Annotated in this window: 19 protein-coding genes; 7 read left to right on the top strand and 12 right to left on the bottom strand. The window is 55.9% G+C overall.

All coding sequences use genetic code 11. The annotated features are described in order from the left end of the window. Window positions 1-10: 10 nt before the first annotated feature. From fhuE to flgB, 12 genes are all read right to left on the bottom strand, one after another. Entirely contained in the window at window positions 11-2,170 is a 2,160-nt protein-coding gene (gene fhuE / locus SCU88_RS24510; protein WP_175340155.1) for a ferric-rhodotorulic acid/ferric-coprogen receptor FhuE, read from the bottom strand. 302 nt (window positions 2,171-2,472) lie between these two features. Further along, a complete protein-coding gene (gene flgL, locus SCU88_RS24505) occupies window positions 2,473-3,399 on the bottom strand; it encodes a flagellar hook-associated protein FlgL (protein ID WP_175340154.1) in 927 nt (308 codons plus the stop codon). A 30-nt stretch (window positions 3,400-3,429) separates the two neighbouring features. Beyond that, a complete protein-coding gene (gene flgK / locus SCU88_RS24500) occupies window positions 3,430-5,076 on the bottom strand; it encodes a flagellar hook-associated protein FlgK (RefSeq protein ID WP_175340153.1) in 1,647 nt (548 codons plus the stop codon). Between the two features lie 100 nt (window positions 5,077-5,176). Continuing rightward, window positions 5,177-6,124, bottom strand: coding sequence for a flagellar assembly peptidoglycan hydrolase FlgJ (flgJ, locus tag SCU88_RS24495; RefSeq protein ID WP_175340152.1), 948 nt, complete (start codon window positions 6,122-6,124; stop codon window positions 5,177-5,179). Then, window positions 6,124-7,188: a flagellar basal body P-ring protein FlgI gene (locus SCU88_RS24490; RefSeq protein ID WP_241666616.1), complete on the bottom strand. Its 1,065-nt coding sequence runs from the start codon at window positions 7,186-7,188 to the stop codon at window positions 6,124-6,126. The genes flgJ and SCU88_RS24490 overlap by 1 nt, the downstream gene beginning before the upstream one ends. Window positions 7,189-7,255: 67 nt before the next feature. Then, on the bottom strand, window positions 7,256-7,918 hold the full coding sequence (locus tag SCU88_RS24485; RefSeq protein ID WP_421805406.1) for a flagellar basal body L-ring protein FlgH: 663 nt from the start codon (window positions 7,916-7,918) through the stop codon (window positions 7,256-7,258). A 139-nt stretch (window positions 7,919-8,057) separates the two neighbouring features. After that, window positions 8,058-8,840 carry a flagellar basal-body rod protein FlgG gene (flgG, locus tag SCU88_RS24480; RefSeq protein WP_175340151.1) on the bottom strand — a complete coding sequence of 261 codons (783 nt, stop codon included), beginning with the start codon at window positions 8,838-8,840 and terminating at the stop codon, window positions 8,058-8,060. Window positions 8,841-8,863: 23 nt separating this feature from the next. Next, window positions 8,864-9,619, bottom strand: a complete 756-nt coding sequence (locus SCU88_RS24475) for a flagellar basal body rod protein FlgF (protein WP_138094940.1) — start codon at window positions 9,617-9,619, stop codon at window positions 8,864-8,866. A gap of 12 nt (window positions 9,620-9,631) precedes the next feature. Continuing rightward, a complete protein-coding gene (gene flgE / locus SCU88_RS24470) occupies window positions 9,632-10,858 on the bottom strand; it encodes a flagellar hook protein FlgE (protein ID WP_138094939.1) in 1,227 nt (408 codons plus the stop codon). A gap of 42 nt (window positions 10,859-10,900) precedes the next feature. Next, entirely contained in the window at window positions 10,901-11,623 is a 723-nt protein-coding gene (locus SCU88_RS24465) for a flagellar hook assembly protein FlgD (RefSeq protein ID WP_138094938.1), read from the bottom strand. Between the two features lie 11 nt (window positions 11,624-11,634). Then, window positions 11,635-12,039, bottom strand: a complete 405-nt coding sequence (flgC, locus tag SCU88_RS24460; RefSeq protein ID WP_138094937.1) for a flagellar basal body rod protein FlgC — start codon at window positions 12,037-12,039, stop codon at window positions 11,635-11,637. Between the two features lie 8 nt (window positions 12,040-12,047). Then, entirely contained in the window at window positions 12,048-12,464 is a 417-nt protein-coding gene (flgB, locus tag SCU88_RS24455; RefSeq protein WP_138094936.1) for a flagellar basal body rod protein FlgB, read from the bottom strand. 183 nt (window positions 12,465-12,647) lie between these two features. Here flgB and flgA point away from each other — a divergent pair, with 183 nt between their 5' ends. The 7 genes from flgA to motB all read left to right on the top strand — a co-directional run bounded on the left by flgA (window position 12,648) and on the right by motB (window position 17,706). Beyond that, window positions 12,648-13,340, top strand: a complete 693-nt coding sequence (flgA, locus tag SCU88_RS24450) for a flagellar basal body P-ring formation chaperone FlgA (RefSeq protein ID WP_175340150.1) — start codon at window positions 12,648-12,650, stop codon at window positions 13,338-13,340. A gap of 110 nt (window positions 13,341-13,450) precedes the next feature. Then, window positions 13,451-13,744: a flagellar biosynthesis anti-sigma factor FlgM gene (gene flgM, locus SCU88_RS24445; protein WP_138094934.1), complete on the top strand. Its 294-nt coding sequence runs from the start codon at window positions 13,451-13,453 to the stop codon at window positions 13,742-13,744. Window positions 13,745-13,765: 21 nt separating this feature from the next. Next, window positions 13,766-14,209: a flagella synthesis protein FlgN gene (locus SCU88_RS24440; RefSeq protein ID WP_138094933.1), complete on the top strand. Its 444-nt coding sequence runs from the start codon at window positions 13,766-13,768 to the stop codon at window positions 14,207-14,209. A 658-nt stretch (window positions 14,210-14,867) separates the two neighbouring features. After that, complete coding sequence (gene flhD / locus SCU88_RS24435; RefSeq protein WP_421804986.1) at window positions 14,868-15,218, top strand: flagellar transcriptional regulator FlhD; 351 nt, start codon at window positions 14,868-14,870, stop codon at window positions 15,216-15,218. 1 nt (window position 15,219) lies between these two features. Continuing rightward, window positions 15,220-15,855 carry a flagellar transcriptional regulator FlhC gene (gene flhC / locus SCU88_RS24430; RefSeq protein ID WP_138094931.1) on the top strand — a complete coding sequence of 212 codons (636 nt, stop codon included), beginning with the start codon at window positions 15,220-15,222 and terminating at the stop codon, window positions 15,853-15,855. Window positions 15,856-15,912: 57 nt separating this feature from the next. Continuing rightward, window positions 15,913-16,788 carry a flagellar motor stator protein MotA gene (motA, locus tag SCU88_RS24425; protein WP_138094930.1) on the top strand — a complete coding sequence of 292 codons (876 nt, stop codon included), beginning with the start codon at window positions 15,913-15,915 and terminating at the stop codon, window positions 16,786-16,788. 6 nt (window positions 16,789-16,794) lie between these two features. After that, window positions 16,795-17,706, top strand: a complete 912-nt coding sequence (gene motB / locus SCU88_RS24420; RefSeq protein ID WP_138094929.1) for a flagellar motor protein MotB — start codon at window positions 16,795-16,797, stop codon at window positions 17,704-17,706. Window positions 17,707-17,727: the final 21 nt, after the last annotated feature.

Raw genomic sequence — 17,727 nt, 5'->3', positions numbered from 1 at the left:
CGGGACATCATCAGAACCGGTAGTTGGCGGTAACGCTGAAGTTGCGCGGCGCGCCGTAAACCACGGAGCGGCTGACGCTGGTGTCGTAGGTTTCATCGAACAGGTTATTCAGATTAGCCTGTAGCGACAGGTTTTTATTCACCTGATAGCGGGCGAACAGATCGACCAGCGCATAGCTGCCCTGCTTCGCGCGCCAGGTGCCGTCCGGGGTAGCGACATCCTGATACGTGCCATTCTGCCAGTTCACGCCGCCGCCAACGGTCAGGGCCTGAAGCGCAGGCAGGCGGTAGCTGGTGAACAGCTTCAGCGAGGTGCGCGGCAGCTCTGGATTGATCGCCTTATCGTCGCCATCCTCGGCCAGATAGCGGGTGGCGCCAAAAGTCATCTGCCAGTTGTCGGTCAGCGCGCCGTTCACTTCCAGCTCAACCCCTTTACTGACCGTACCGTTCACGCTCCGGTATGCGGTTTCGGTGGTGCCGGGGATAATCTGGTTGGTGGTCTGGGCCACGTTATCCTGCTCGATACGGAACACCGCCAGCGAGGTGGTCAGACGGCTGTTCATCCAGTCGGACTTCACGCCCAGCTCGTAGTTTTCACCGGTGGTGGGCGACAGATACTTGCCGTTAATATCCCGGTAGCTCTGGGGCTGGAAGATGGAGGTATAGCTGGCGTAGGTCGACCAGTTATCGTTGATGTCATACACCAGCCCGGCGTAAGGCGTGGTGCGGTTCTGCTCCATATGCTGGGTCAGCCCGTCGATGCTCCATTTGGTGTAGCGGGCGCCCAGAATCAGGTACAGCGGGTCCGCCAGCGAGATACGGGTCGATGTATAGGCCGATTTAATGTGGATGGTGTCATCCTGCGCCACGTCCATCGGGCCCCAGTCGGTTTCCGGGAAGTGCGCGGTGCCGTTCCAGACGTTGCCCACCTCTTCGGCGGAGACATTGGCCCAGGCGTTCAGGTAACGGTTATTCTGCTTGCTGTAGCTGGTGCCGACCATCAACTGATGCTGACGGCCAAACAGCTCATAATTGCCGCTGGCGAACAGATCGAGCGCATCGACTTTACGTTTTCCGGTGTTGTAACCGGTTCCGCCCACTACGGGGTAAGAGGGACCATAAGGGCTGACCAGATTGCCAGTGCTGCGATCGACCAGCGCATCCAGGTACATCTGGCGGCTGTCGAGTTCCGTTTCGCTGTGGGTGCCGTTCAGGGTCACTTCCCAGTTGTTATCGAAGCGGTGGTTTAGGGTGGCGAAGACTTTCTTGAAGGTTTTGTCGTTATAGGCCCAGTCCGGCGCGGTGCTGCGGCTGCGGTCGAAATGGGTGGAGCCCCCATCGGTATACCAGCGCGGCAGGCCGCCCCAGGTTGGGCTATCGACATCGATCTGCTGGTATTCATAGCCCACAGAAAAGCGGGTGGCGTCGGTCAGGTCGGCATCCAGCACGCCGTAGAAGAACTTCTTCTCACTTGTATAGCGATCCAGCCAGCTATCGTTATGCTGATAGCCCGCCACCATCCGACCGCGGATGCGCCCGTCGCTGGTCAGCGGCGTGGAAAGGTCAGCCACATAGCGCTGCTTGTTCCAGCTTCCATACTCCACAGAGATATCGCCGGTCGGCGTGCGGCTGTCGGCATGTTTACGCACCATATTGATGGCCGCCGAAGGGTTGCCGGTGCCGGTCATCAGCCCCGTGGCGCCACGCACTACCTCCACGCGTTCGAACAGCGCGGTATCGGACAGCGCATCTCCCAGATTCCAGCGCGATTCAAAGAAGGTGGGGATCCCGTCCACCATGTAGTTATCAATCAGAAAGCCGCGAGAATAATAGAGGCTACGCTCCGAATCCGACATGTTGGTGGTAATACCGGTGGTGTTGCTCAGGACATCCCCCAGCGAATTCAGTTGCTGATCCTGCATACGCTGTTTGCTGATAATACTGACCGACTGCGGAATATCGCGCTGGATCATCAGCATTTTAGTGCCCGCCGTGGTGGTCTTGACGCTGTAGTCCTGCTTATCGTCTGCCACGTTCGGTGTTGCACTGCTGTCGACGACCATCGTCTCTTCGGGTTCGGCCTGGGCCGCGAAGGTCGGAGAGAGTAGCGCCAGGCCAATACTGACGGCCAACAGCGAGGGGGTGGATGCTGCTCTGAATGGGGAAGGCATTGTGACTGGAATCCTTATTGTTATGGGTGCTATCAGGCCCACACGAAGTCTCTGGTCTCGCTGGCGTGAGATCGGTAAGCCGAAAAAAAGAGACAATGAATAATTATGTGAATACAAGTGAGAAGTATACGCATTAGAGGTTGTGTGTAAATATGTCGCGGTATTTCGGCGTAAACAAGCGCTAATCCCTGTTGCGCCGTGCCCGCTACGATAAAATGCCCGGTGGCAGTAGGGGGATGAGATAATGATAAACGGCGGGTTATCGAATAAAAAAGGCCGCCGGAACTGGCGGCCCCGTGTGCTTAACGCACCATATTAAACAGCGACATGCTCTGCATGGACTGGAATACCATCATCGAGGCGCTCAGTGAGAACTCCGACATCTTCGATGCCGCCACCATGGTGACCATCGAGTTGGGGTCAGAACCCACGGTATCCTGCAGGCGGGTTTCCAGGTTGACCCGCTGGGTATCGGCGCTAAAGCCCAGGGCTTCCAGCTGTTGCAGGCTGGTACCCACTTCCGCCTGGATACGGCCCAGGTTGTCCACGCCTTTCTTAATAGAGACGTTCACCTCGTCCAGGGTTTTTTGCAGCGCTTCGCGATCCTCATCGGATTCCACTGGCTGCTTCAGCGCTGCAATAGCGCGATCCAACTGGACGATGATATCGTCGTCGGTGCCGCTCATAAAGACGTCGCTACCGGTGTGGCCCACTTGCATTTCGGTACTGTCGGCCACGACCTGAGACATGGGAGTATCGCCGCCGGAATAGGCGCCGGTCTCTTTATCAAACGGCTGGGTGTTGGTCTTATAGCCAGAGAAGATATAGCGGCCATTGCTGTCTTTGCTATTGCCAATATCCATCATGTTATCGCGAATGCCCTGCAGTTCGGTCGCCAGCGCTTCGCGATCGGCGTCGGAGTAAGAGCCGTTACCGCCTGCCACAATCTTTTCCGCCAGATTATTGGTCATCAGATTAGAGATCGCCGTCAGCGCGTTATTCTCCTGACCCAGCTTGTCCTGGGCGTAGGTACGCGCGGTGGTAAACTGATCGGCGCGGGACAGGCTGTTCTGCAACGTCACGGCCTGGGAAGCAGCGGAGGGATCGTCAGACGGATTGAGCAGCATTTTGCCCGCCGCCAGACGCGTGTAGATATCGTTGCCTTTAACCATCGCATTCGACAGGCTTTCGATATTTTTCTGGTACATAAAATTAGTGCTTAGACGCATAGTCCTGGTCTCTCCTTGTCACGGCAGCCGTTATCGAATGCTCAGAATAGTGTCGAAAATGCTCACTGCGGTTTGCAGCACCTGGGCGTTGGCCTGGTAATACTGCTGGAACATCTGCAGGTTCACATACTCTTCATAGATGTCCACGCCGGCTACGGACTGTTGCTGGGTCTGTACTGCCGTGACCACTTTAGCGCTGGTTTGCAGGTTGCTTTTCAGCGAACTCATGGAAGAACCGACGTTGCTCACCAGGCTGGCGTAGGCTTCCGTCAGGGTCGCGTTACCGATCAGACGCTCATCGCGAATGGCGATCAGCGCTTTAATATTTTCGTTGTTACTTTCGTTGGTGGGATCGTCAGAGCTGGAAGCGGCAATCTGATCGCCGCTGGTGATGGCGACCTTCAGGCTACCGGCCGCGTTTTCCACCGGGTTCATGCGGAAGCTATCGCCCGGCTGAGGCGTACCGTTCGGCATCATGGAGATACCGTCGAACTCCAGCTCGCCGTTGTCGCCAATGGTTGGCGTGACCTTGCTGCCGTCAGCGCGTACTACTTCCCAGTCGTCCTGACCCGGGCCTTTAAAGGTGAGGGTGTATTCCTGGGCCTGTACTTCGCTGATGTTGGTCCAGCTAATGTCAAAGCTGGCGTCACCGGCGTTGTTGCGGTTGGCCTGCGCCACCGGATCTTTAAAGCTGAAGAGATCCTCGCCGCGATTACCGTTCAGATCGTAGCCATCGCGGTTCACTTCATTGAAGCGATTGGCCATCTGTAACGCCATCATGTTCAGGTCGTTGCGCGCCTGTACCAGGTCTTCGTTGCGGAACTTGAACAGGCCGCCGAGGTTGCCGTTGGTGATTTTGCTTTCGTCCAGACGGATGCTATTACCGGAAGCGTCAACGTAAGAGACGATGGTCTGCGCCGGATTTTCCGGCGAGGCGCTGGTTTCCAGCTTGTAGGAGCGATCGCCGTTAACCAGCGGCAGGCCGTTAGCCATCGAAACCGAAACGATGCCGGTGGTGGTGTTCTCTTCCACCCGGATATCGACCTGCTGGCTCAGCTGGTTCAGCAGCAGATCGCGCTGATCCAGCAGATCCGCCGGTACGCCGCCGGTCTGTGCCTGGATCTTGGATATCTCTTTATTGATATTCGCCAGCTGCTCGGTGGCGGTATTAATGTCCTTTACCGACTGTTCGATCAGCGTGTTGGTGCTCTTTTCCAGTCCGTTCAGCGTGTTGCTGTAGCTCTGGTACTGGTAGCTGATGGACTGCATATTCGACAGCGTTTCCTGACGTTCGGCAGCCCCCACCGGATCCTTCGAGATTCCCTCCATGGCGGAGAAAATATTATTCAGCGAAGCGGAGACATTGGAGCTGTCGTCGCCCAGCATATTGTCGATCTGGGTTAGCTGGGTATTGCGGCTGTACAGCGACATAAAATTGGTGGTGGCGCCGCGCAGCTGATTATTAATAAAGCCGTCGTAGGCGCGCTGGACGTCGTCTACCTGCACGCCATAGCCGAAAAAGCCGTAGTTGGTGCTTTTACCGCCGGCCTGTCCCAGAACGATGCTTTGTCGGCTGTAGCCTTCGGTGAAGGCATTGTTCATGTTGTTACCCACGACGTTAAGGGCCGATTGGGCTGAGCTTAGCCCACTGCGGGCCAGATACATGAGATTGGACATAGTGTTCCCGTTTTATCTTTCCGGCCAGTCGCGGGGCGCTGGCAGAGTGAAGTCCCTGCTAGCGTTATCGGCATAACAGGGCAAAACTTCTCTGTCATTTTTAGAAAATTGAACTCAGATCGGTCTGGTACGCTTTTACCGCCTGGTTCAGATTGCCTTTCACGTTTTGAATAATGGAAATCAGCTTCTGCGCATATCTGGGGTCGGTCGCGTAGCCCGCCGCCTGAAGCGCTTTGGCGCCATGCTCGGGAGTTTGCGCGCCAACTACTTTCTGATAGCGTGGGTTGCGGGTCAGCAGCGAAGCATAGTCGGAAAGCGCGTGGGCATAAGAGTCGTAAACCCGGAATTTCGCCTTCACCTTCTGTGCGATACCGTCCACATATTCGGTGGTGGTGACTTCGGTGGTGCGTCCCTTCCAGCCGCCGGTCGCCTTAATGCCGAACAGGTTGTGGCTCGGTTTGCCGTCCTGAGTCGGGATTTCGCGCTGACCCCAGCCGGATTCCAGCGCCGCCTGAGCCATAATCAGCTGCGCCGGAATGCCGCTTTCGCGCGCGACCTGCTGGGCCGGTGCGGACAGGCGTGAAATAAAGTTGGCGTTGTTCAGCACCGGGCCGGTGGGCTGGGCAGGCAGCGGCGCAGATTCCAGCGAAGGAACCGCCCGTCGTACGGCCTGGTTCAGAGCCTGAAGCGGCATGTTGTTGCGCGCCTCCTGGCTCAGGGCCAGCGGTACCTCGTGAGAGGCGCTGTGTACCGTAGTGGTTTCCGGCTCGCCGCCGAACTGTTTAACCATCACATCCGCCAGCCCCAGGCCCCGGGCGGCGATATCCTGGGAGATCTGCTGGTCGTACATCGCGGTAAACATCCGCGACTGGCTGCTGTCGAGTAGCCCGCCTTCCGGGGTGGCGTCGCGCATGCTTTTTAGCATCATCTGTACGAACAGCCCTTCCATTTGCTGCGCCGCTTTCCTTAACGCACCGTTGGGGGAGGTGTTCGCCTCCTTCTTCAGTGCGGCGAGCGACTGGATATCGAATGCTGCCGTCCCTTTCATTAGTTAATCTCCAGTTTCGCACGCAGACAGCCTGCGTTTTGCATCGCCTGCAGAATCGCCATCAGATCGTTCGGGGTGGCCCCCAGGTTGTTCAGCGCCCGTACCACGCTGTTCAGATTAGCGCTGGCATTGACCTGTTGTAGCGAGCCGCCCTGTTCGCGCAACGAAATCTGGGTGTTCGGCGTGACCGTGGTCTGGCCACCGGCAAACGGCGTATCCGGCTGATTAACTTCCAGAGAGCGGTTGACTTCCACGGTCAGATCGCCCTGAGCGATGGCGCAGGAATCCAGTACCACGTTGCGGTTCATCACCACGGTACCGGTACGCGAATTAAGGATCACTTTGGCGTCCGATACGCCCACCCGGATGGGGATATTCTGCATATCGGCCAGGAAGCGCACCTTACCGGCGCCGTCGCGCGGTACGTAGACCCGCACCGTGCGGCCATCTTCCGGCAGCGCGGTGCCGCCGCCGAAGCGGCGGTTAATCTCGTCGCTAATCTGCTGCGCTACGGTGAAGTCTTCTTCATTCAGTTGCAGATTCAGCGTGTTGCCGTTGGCGAAATCCGCCGGTACTTCGCGTTCAATGATGGCGCCGTGGGTGATACGTCCGCTGTTCAGGTGGTTGACCTGAACGCTGCTACCGCCACCCTGGGCACCGGCGCCGGAAATCAGCAGGTTACCCTGAGCCAGGGCGTAGACCTGGTTATCCACGCCTTTCAGCGGCGTCATCAGCAGGGTGCCGCCGCGCAGGCTCTTGGCGTTACCCAGTGAAGAGACCACCACATCTACTTTCTGCCCGGCGCGGGCAAACGGGGGAAGCTGTGCGGTCACCATCACGGCGGCCACGTTTTTCAGCTGCATATTGGTACCCGCCGGAACGGTAATCCCCAGTTGAGAGAGCATGTTGTTCAGGCTCTGGGTGGTAAACGGGGTCTGCATGGTCTGGTCGCCGGTACCGTCAAGACCCACCACCAGACCGTAGCCGATCAGGGCATTACTGCGCACGCCCTGAACGGTGGTTAAATCCCGGATGCGCTCGGCCATGGCAGAGGGGGCCGCCATCAGGCTTACACCGACAGACAGCAGGCAAAGGCACCAGGCAAAAACTGAATTCTTCATTATCACCTACTCAAAACGGAGAAAGATTCAGGAAGAAGCGCTGGAGCCAGCCCATTTGCTGCGCTTCGTTAATATAGCCATTACCGACATACTCGATGCGGGCGTCTGCCACCTGGGTGGAGATCACGGTGTTGCTGCCGCTAATGGTGCGCGGGTTCACTACGCCGGAGAAGCGGATAAACTCCGTGCCTTGGTTAATGGCTATCTGTTTTTCACCCACCACATGCAGGTTACCGTTAGCCAGAACCTGGTGAACCGTCACAGTAATGGTGCCGCTAAAGGTGTTCTGCGCCGCCGCGCCGCCGCGACCGGTAAAGTCGTTATTGCCGGTGATGGCGGTGTTGGCGCGATCGCCTGCGAACAGGCCGTTCATAAAGCGCGGCATGGCTTCAAACGACAGGCCTGCGGAGCCATCGCGCGACGCGTTGGCCGAAGAGCTCTTGCTGGCGCTGACGTTTTCCTGCAACACAATGGTCAGGGTGTCGCCGATGTTGCGCGGGCGACGGTCTTCGAACATCGGCTGATAGCCGTAATTCATGGCCTGTCCCGACTGAAAAATGGAACCGCTGGCAGCGCTGGACGCCACCGGCACCGGCTGTGCTGTGGTCGGGCCATCAACCAGCGGCTTGTGCGGGAGATAGGCGCAGCCGTTGAGCAACAGGCTCAGGCCCAGAGCAGCAAAGGCACCGGACCGTTTACGGAGGGTAGAGCGGCCGCCACTGGCGGACATTTGAGTACAGGATAAGGTCATGTCTTTGGTCACTGCGGTTACGGCTCCGCCTTCAGGCGGAGCACGGTATGGCTAAGCGGTATTAAAGCTGGCTCAGACGCTGGAGCATCTGGTCAGACGTTGATACGGCTTTACTGTTGATTTCATAGGCACGCTGGGTCTGGATCATATTGACCAGTTCTTCCGCCACGTTCACGTTCGAGGTTTCCACGTAGCCCTGAATCAGAGAACCGGCGCCGTTCAGCCCCGGGGTATTCTCGTTTGGTGCGCCAGAGGCCTGAGTTTCGCGGTACAGGTTCTCGCCCAGGCTTTCCAGACCGGAGTCGTTGATAAAGGTTGCCAGAGTCAGCTGCCCCACCTGCTGCGGATTGGTCTGGCCTGCGATGGTGACGCTGACGATCCCGTCCTTACCAATGGTGATGGTCTGGGCGTCCTGAGGTACGGTAATCGCTGGCTGGATCTGGTAGCCGCTGGAGGTCACCAACTGGCCGTTCTGATCGATCTGGAAAGAACCATCGCGGGTGTAGGCGGTGGTGCCATCGGGCATCAGTACCTGAATAAAGCCCTGACCGTCGATGGCCACATCTTTACTGTTATTGGTCTGGGTCAGGCTGCCCTGGCTGTGAATGCGCTCGGTGGCGACCGGCCGCACGCCGGTACCCAACTGCAGGCCAGACGGAATGGTGGTCTGCTCGGATGACTGAGCCCCCGGCTGACGCATGGTCTGATACAGCAGATCTTCAAACACGGCGCGCTGGCGTTTAAAGCCGTTGGTGCTAACGTTCGCCAGGTTGTTGGAGATCACATCCATATTTGTCTGCTGGGCTTCGAGGCCGGTTTTGGCAATCCATAAAGAGCGGATCATTGTGCTACTCCTTGTGCCCGGCGTTAGCCAAGGCTCAGTAATTGGTTGGCGCGTTTGGCGTTGTCATCGAGATTGGAGATGGTTTTCATCTGCATATCGAAGCTGCGCGCGTTGCTAATCATGTCCACCATCGATTTCACCGGGCTGACGTTGCTGCCCTCAATGGCGCCGGGGATCAACACCAGTTCCGGATCCTGCGGCAGTACCGCGCCACGCTGCGCCGCAGCACCTGCGTTAACGTGGAACAGGCCGTCGTCGCCGTGGTTCAGTTCGGACATTTCGGCGTTCACCATCTTCAGGCGTCCGACCTGGGCGACGGCTGTCGCTTCGTCACCGGCGCCCAGCGCCGAGATGGTGCCGTCCGGCGCAATGGTGATTTCTGCCTGAGGCGGCACGGCGATCGGACCGCCGTCGCCCATCAGCGGATAACCGCGTACCCGGAGCTGGCCTTCGGCATCGACTTCGATATTGCCGTTACGGGTGTAGCCTTCGCCGCCGTTGGGTAGCTGAACCGCCAGCCAGCCGTCCTGGGGCAGGGCCACATCCAGGTTGCGCCCGGTCTGGCTGACGGTGCCCATGGTGGTGTCGTGATAAGGGGTGGATGCCGTGACCAGGGCACGGGTCTGGATACTGGGGCCGTTAATGGGGACGGCGCGATACGCCGCCAGCTGGGCGCGAAAGCCCGGCGTGGAGGCGTTGGCCAGGTTGTTGGAGGTGACAGCCTGGCGATCCAGCGCCGCTGACGCGGCGCCTAATGCGGTATAAATAGCGCGATCCATAGCGGATTACCTTTAACGCAGGTTGACCAGGGTCTGTAGCACTTCAGACTGGGTCTTGATGGTCTGGGCGTTGGACTGGTAGTTACGCTGATAAACGATCATGTTGACCATCTCCTGGCCCAGATCGACGTTCGACGCTTCCAGCTTGCCGCCGTACAGGTTGCCAAGGTTACCGGTACCGGAAACACCAATGGTCGGCTGGCCGGACTGTGGGGTCTCAGACCAGCAGTTGTTCCCCTCAGAGCTCAGGCCGCCGGGGTTGGTGAAGTTTGCCAGTACCACCTGGCCCAGCAGCTGCTTCTGGCCGTTGGAATAAGAGGCGATGATCTGACCGTTGTCGCTGACGGAATAGCCGTTCATCAGTCCCGGCGGGAAGCCATTGGTGCTGGGGCTGTTCATCGAGGTCTCGGCCCCCTGCTGAATCATGCCGTCCATATCCAGCGCGAAGTCCAGCGGATCGGCGCCGTTATATCCGGAGCTCTGCACGTTGAGCTGCGGCGGGTTGGTGGTCAGCTGGCCTGAAGAGTCAAAGTTTAGCTCCAGCTCCTGATAGACCGGGTTGCCATCGGCGTCGCGTAACGGAGCGGTGGTATCGCTGCTGTAAGCCTTCCAGGTGTTGTCACCGGTTTTGACAAAGTAGACGTTAATGGTGTGCTTGTTGCCGAGGCTGTCGTAGGCATCGACCTGAGTTACATTGTTGTAGGATTTGCTCTCGGCCGGATCGAACGGGAATTCCGCAGTATTGATGGCTGTTTCATCGGAGTTCAGGTTGCCCTTCATGGTGCCGCCGGTCGACGCGCTGGCCGGCATCTGCCCGGTTGGGATCTGAATCGGACCCACGGGGGCGCCTGCTTCAATGGTCGGCGGCGTGCCGGTGGCCTGATAACCGTTCAGGAACATGCCCTGGTTATTGATCACGAAGCCGTTCTCATCGGATTTGAACTGGCCGTTACGGCTGTAGAAGGTCCGGCCTGCGGAGTCGGTCATACGGAAGAAGCCGTTGCCGGAAATCCCCATATCCAGGCTGCTGGCGCCTGCACCCAGTACGCCGTCCGTGAAGTTTTGATTCACGCCTGCAACGGTGACACCCATCCCGATCTGGGAACCGGCGAAAACGTCGGCAAAGGCGATCGAGCCGGATTTAAAGCCCACCGTCTGGGAGTTAGCAATGTTGTTACCCACCACGTCCAGCGCCTGGGAGGCGGCATTCAGGCCGCTAAGTCCTTGTGAAAAACTCATTTAATGTTTCCTGTAATAAAAAGCGTTAAATCCAAAAATGGGTTATTCGACCATGTAAACCTTGCCGAGGGTGGCCGTGCCATCCATGCCCAGCTGTAATATTGCGCCGTTCGGACCAAAGGCGACGGCTTCCACCTTCGCGGCTTTCAGTGCCACAACATTCGGGGCATCGCCATCGGCGTTTTTGGCGCTGAAGGACACCTTGAATTCCTTGTCGGCGGTAGGGGGGCCTGGCTGAACGTTTTCCAGATCGTCGAGCGTGAATTTGTGAACCCCGCCCTTCACGTCCTTCAGTTCCCCGGTGAAGACGTTGCCCGCGCTGTCGGTCAGCGTGACCGTCACGGTTTCGGCGTCGCTGCCCAGCGACAGGCCAAACACTTTGTTGCCATCCTCGCTGGTGGAAACGGTCGGATCGCCTTCGATCATGACGGTACGTCCCACCCAGTCGGAGACGCCCATCTGCTGCATACTGGTCATCATCATGCCCACCGTTTCAACGCTGGAGTTCAGCTGTTGAACCCCAGCCGCGGTCTGGAACTGCGCCAGCTGTGCGGTGAGCTGGTTATTGTCCATCGGGTTGGTGGGATCCTGGTTCTGCATCTGGGTGATCAGCAGCGTCATAAAGTTGTTCAGCAGCTCATCGGCGGAGTTACCCAGCGTATTGTTGCTGGTTGCCGTCGCCGTGCTGGTATCAGAGGTACTGCTGGTGGCTTTAGCCGTACTCTGGTTACTGGTGGCGGAGGACATCAGAGGAGATATCGCCATTTATCGTTTCCTTACTGGCCGAGGCTCAGAGTCTTTAACATCAGCGACTTGGCGGTATTCATCACCTCCACGTTCGCCTGATAGCTGCGCGAGGCAGAGATGGTATTGACCATTTCACCCACCACATCCACGTTAGGCATACGGACATAGCCGCTGCCGTCCGCCAGCGGATTGCCCGGGTCATACACCATACGGTCCGGTGCGTTGCTTTCCACGACCGAGGCCACTTTTACGCCGCCGACATCCTGGCCCGGCGCGCCGTTGACCTGGAAAACAACCTGGCGGGCACGCCAGGGCTGTCCGTCGGGGCCTGTGGCGCTATCCGCATTGGCCATATTGCTGGCGCTAACGTTAAGACGCTGGGACTGCGCCGTCAGGGCCGAACCTGAAATATCAAAAATGCTGAAAATGGACATGGCTAAAATTATCCCTGGTTCATGACGGTCATCATGCCTTTAATACGCGAGTTCAACATGGTCAGGCTGGTCTGGTATTTCACGCTGTTATCCGCGAAGTTCACCCTTTCTCTGTCCATATCGACGGTATTGCCATCGGCGCTCGGCTGATCCGGAACGCGATAGAGCAGTTGGGTATCCAGGCTGTCCGGCCCGGTGGCTGGAATATGGCTCCTGGATGTGAGATTGAGCGATAGCGCGCCCTTGCCGGACGTTCGACCCTGTTCCACGGCATTTTTCAGTTCCGCGGCAAAATCGATATCGCGAGCCTGATAGCCCGGGGTATCGCTGTTGGCGATATTGGCCGCCAGCACTTCCTGACGCCGGGACAGTAAATGCAGCGCTTCCTTCTGGAAATTCAGGTGACTGTCTAGTTTGTCGAGCATCTCTCCTCCCACTCCGGGTATTTATGAGGTGGCTATTTTAAAACCGAAAGGGAAAAGGCTATCCGACGAATAAGGGCAAAAACTTTGGTTATTTGTCCCCTTAACCTGGCGCGTTTTTCTATAGACTGGCGTCCTGAGAAATTGTCGTCGTATCGCCGACGATGGGTTAACCTGGGGGCTGTGATGTCGTTATCTGCGCGCGTTCAAATTGCTGTTTTTGGCCTGTCCGGGCTGGTTGCGCTTGCTCTGGCGGGCAGTACACTGGCCTGGAGCGCGGAGCGTTCCGCACTCGCTGAGCAAATTGAGACGCAGCTTAATGCGCGCCACGCTGATAAAGGCATCAGGCATCAGGTCACGATCAAAACGCCCCGGGCGCAGTGGCCAGGCTGCCAGCGTCCGAAGCTGACGCTGCCGGATGGCAACCGGTTAACGGGCAATATGAGCGTGGCGGTGCAGTGTGAACGTAAGCAGTTTCTGCAAGTGATGGTCGAGGCTGAAGGGCGCTACTGGGTCGCCGAACAGGCTATTCCTGCGGGGGAGGCGATTACCCGGTCGCAAATTGGTACGCGTAGCGGCCCGTTAAGCAAGTTGCCTGCGGGTCTGGCGTTCCAGCCTCAGGAGATTGTGGGTAGCGTTGCTTCCCGCGCTTTCAGGCCCGGTCAGCCGATCATTGCCAGCCAGCTGCGTAAATCGTGGCGGATTAAAACCGGTGATGAAGTGGATGTTATCCTGAGCGGTGAAGGCTTTCGCATTCGCAGTAAGGGGAAGGCCATGAGTAACGCCGCGGTGGATGAGTCGGTACGTATTCGTATGGCATCCGGGCAGGTCATCAGCGGTAATGTGGCCGTTAACGGGGATGTCGTGGTGCGGCAGTAGCAGTGCCGTGAATCTGGGTAAAAAAAAGCGCAAGTTTTGTTTTATCCCGCCGATAACCCAGTTAACAACTACAAGATAAGCCGTCAGGCACAGAGATTGTGAGGAAAACTATGAGTATTGAGCGCACACTGCCGACCCAACCCATCGCTACCACTGGTGCGGTTCAGTCAACCATGAACGACGCCAAAGGCGTTCGTGAGCAGCAGCCTGCCAGGACCGGGACTACCGAAAAACCGGGCGTTCAGGTTGCCATCAGCGATGCATCACGCCAGATCGCCGGCAGTGAAGATATCGATATGGCGCGCGTAGAGCAGATTAAAGATGCCATTGCCCGTGGCGAACTGCATCTGGATGCAGGAAAGATTGCGGATGCGCTGCTTGCCGATAGCGCGTTCTTTGAATAATCAACGATTGTCACAGGTATTATGGAAAACTTAGCGCTCATTCTGGAGAAAATGTACGGGGCACTCTGCGAGCTGGAGGTCACGCTGCTGGAAGAAAACACGCAGCTTAGCGGCTCGCAAATAGACCCTGTCTCGCTTCAGGTGGTTACGGATAAAAAGAGCAGCCTGCTGGCCGCGATCGCGCACTATGACACCCGCCGCCAGGAAGAAGAGACCCTGCATCACCAACGTGCGCCTTATGCGGGCATCCAGGGGCTGGAGACCAGCTGGCAACAGATTCATCAACTTACGGTACGCCTTAGTGAACTTAACCAGCGTAGCGGTCTGTTACTGGAAAAGCAGCAGGAGAACGTCAGGAAATTACAGAATGCCATGAATAAGACTCGCGTCGGCCAGATGGTCTATGGATCTGACGGGCAGTCACGCACTGGCGCTTCCGGCCGTTCTTTTAACATCAATGTATGATTTTTTATTGAGTAGATTTGTCCTATTCTAATTTTTATATTGTTGAGTATTTTTCTTTATTAGTTTATAGAGGGTTTATAAAGGATCTTAGTATCTACTATTTTATAAAATATAATTAACAATATAATATTTATAAGATAATAAAAAACGTCCTTATTAGAATTGTCCTGGGTTTTCTGAATTTGTTTACACTCCGTTTATGAACTTGCCTATAGATGGAGGTGATGTTTTGATAAATAAAAGCAATGACATTGCGATTTTTAACCACCTTGTTATTTATTTTGTTTTATTTCAATTGGTTGGTGAAAGTCTGCTCTGGATGTGATGTTCCTTTGCTTACATAAAATTACATATAAGCCTCTTTTTTTTCAGGCGTTTTCTGGCCGTATTATCACTATAGTTATTATATTTTTATGTTTTGGTTTCCTCTCAGGCCGCGTCATATCTGACTTTTTCCCTCAGAACGCAATTATTGTAAAAAATATACAAAATTAAAATTGAACAACCTCGGACTTATCACAATAATAAGCCCGAAAGTTCGCCAGTGTTGTTATTCATTTCACATGTTTAATATATGTTAATCAGTGCTTGTTCATTGTTAACTTTGCGTGTGCATTTTATAGTCTGGCCCTATTATTCTTTTGGAAAGTTATTGCCTATGAACATCGATAAACAGCTGCAGAGTATCCATAACATTAACCTGTCTTACCTGTTACTCGCTCAGCGTTTAATCATGGAGGATGAAACTGCCGCCAGTTTCAGGCTGGGGTTGAGTGAATCAACAATTAGCACCCTGAAGGAGCTTTCGCTTTCTCAACTGATCAAGCTATCGACCACCAATCAGGTGATTTGCCGACTGCGCTTTGATGAAGACGGTGTCATTGGCCGTTTGACCAAAGAGTCGCGTATTGACGGCCTGCAGCAGATTCATGCCGGCATTCTGCTGTCGACCGATCTGCTCAGTACGTTGACCGAGCCGGAAATGCCTGCTGCCAAGAGGCTGTCATGATATGTGTGAAAAAAGCATTCTTCGTGAAATCCAGGATATTCAGCTGGCTATGGAGCTTATCTCCCTGGGCGCCCGTTTGCAGATTCTTGAGAATGAGACCAGCCTCAGTCGGGGACGCCTTCTAAAACTTTACAAGGAACTAAGGGGAGCGCCGCCGCCGAAAGGCATGCTTCCATTCTCGGTCGACTGGTTTATGGCATGGGAGCAGAATATTCACTCCTCAATGTTCTACAACATCTATCTGTATCTGCTCAAGACCGATAAGTGTCGTCCGATTGAGGCGATCATTAAGGCCTACCGCCTGTATCTGGAACAGTGCCCGCCGCATAACCCCGGAGAAGAGCCGGTGCTGGGGCTGACCCGCGCCTGGACGCTACTGCGTTTTATCGAAAGCGGCATGCTGGATCGCACCGAATGTTCCTGCTGCAAAGGGGCTTTCATCGTCTACAGCTATCAGCCGAAGCACAACTTTGTGTGCAGTTTGTGCAACCCGCCTTCCCGGGCGGTGAAAAAAAGTAAACTTTCCGAAGAGGTGGCCGATAACCTCTTACACCAACTCAAGCTGGATGAGCATGAGTGGCACAGCGCTTCTCTCGCGCTGGCGAATGAGGGATACAACGCTCAGGGGCGTGCGTAATTCTTCATAACGCCCGGGAAGCATTTGTGTTAAGCATCGGATCGTTAAGGGAATCGTGTGCTAGTTCTTATCGGTTATGTCATTGTATTTGTATGTGTTTTTGGTGGGTTTATGCTGTCAGGCGGCCAGCTCGGCGCGCTGTACCAGCCCACTGAACTTTTGATTATCGGCGGCGCTGGTGTCGGCGCATTTGTGGTCGGTAATAACGGTAAGGCTATTCGCGCCACCATGAAAGCGTTTCCACGCCTGTTTCGTGGGTCTAAATACACCAAAGAGATGTATATGGATCTGATGGCGCTGATGTTTCTGCTGCTCGCTAAAGGGCGCCAGAACGGGATGATGTCGCTGGAAGCGGATATTGAAGATCCCGCCAGCAGCGCGATTTTTTCTGCCTATCCCCGCCTGATGGACGATAAGCAACTGATGGAGTTTATCGTCGATTACCTTCGTCTGATGATCAGTGGGAACCTGAATGCCTTCGAAATAGAGGCGCTCATGGACGAAGAGATCGAAACCTGCGAAAGCGAAAACGAAGTTCCGGCCAGCAGTCTTAACCAGGTCGGCGACGCTTTCCCCGCATTTGGTATTGTGGCCGCGGTCATGGGGGTGGTTAACGCCCTGGCGGCTGCGGATCGCCCGGCCGCCGAACTGGGGGCGCTGATCGCCCACGCCATGGTGGGGACTTTCCTGGGGATCCTGCTGGCTTACGGCTTTATTCTGCCGCTGGCGGCGCTGCTGCGCCAGAAGAGCAGCGAAAATATCAAGATGATGCAGTGCATCAAGGTCACGCTGCTGTCCAGCATCCATGGTTATGCTCCGCAAATCTCCGTTGAGTTCGGCCGTAAGACGCTGTACTCCACCGAGCGTCCGTCGTTTACCGAACTGGAAGAGCACGTACGTCAGGTGAAGAAAGCCGGCAACAGCACGGAATAATCGGCCATGAGTAAAAAAGACAGTTCCGTCATTATCGTCAAAAAAAAGAAATCGCACGGGCACAGCCATCACGGCGGCTCGTGGAAGATTGCCTACGCAGACTTTATGACCGCGATGATGGCGTTTTTCCTGGTAATGTGGCTGCTGTCTAACTCCACGCCTGAAGAGCGCCACCAGATTGCCGAATATTTTCAAATGCCGCTGAAGACGGCGATGTCGAATGGCGATCGCTTCAGCCTGAGCGACAGCACCATTCCGGGCGGCGGTGACGATATGATGAAGGTCCAGGGAGAGGTCCAGAAGCGCCGTGCGGATAGCAGCCGCCAGCGGGATATGCAGAGTCTGAATCGGGTGCGTGAGCGTCTCGATCAACTGATTAAAAATGACCCTCGCCTGAAAGAGCTACAGCCCAACCTGAAGATTAAGTTACTGAATGACGGCCTGCGTATTCAGATAATCGATAGCCAGCAGCGACCCATGTTCCGTAGCGGCAACAAAGAGGTTGAACCCTATATGCGGGATATCCTGCACGCGATTGCACCGGTCCTGAACGATATCCCCAATAGCATCAGCCTTTCCGGCCATACCGATGACGCCCCTTATGCAAACGGCGAACGTAGCTACAGTAACTGGGAACTTTCCGCTGACCGCGCCAATGCTTCGCGCCGTGAGCTGGTTGCCGGTGGCCTGCAGGCCAATAAGATCCTGCGGGTGGTGGGGATGGCCGACGCGATGAATCTGAAAAACGTGCCCGGGGACGATCCCTCGAACCGTCGAATCAGCATCCTGATTCTGACCAAAGAAAAAGCACATGAGATTCTGAATGAAGATAACAATGAGGCGCGGGACATCTCCCTGAGCGAGGAGGATCCGCAGGGGATCCAGCAGATTCAGGAACAGGTTCCTCCGGCATCCTAATACAGGAACGTTAGAGCGGCG

The organism is Jejuibacter sp. L23 (assembly GCF_050815825.1).
Lineage (GTDB): Bacteria > Pseudomonadota > Gammaproteobacteria > Enterobacterales > Enterobacteriaceae > Jejubacter > Jejubacter calystegiae.
Note: the sequence above shows the minus strand (reverse complement) of the source record. Positions and strands in the feature narration are given on the sequence as shown.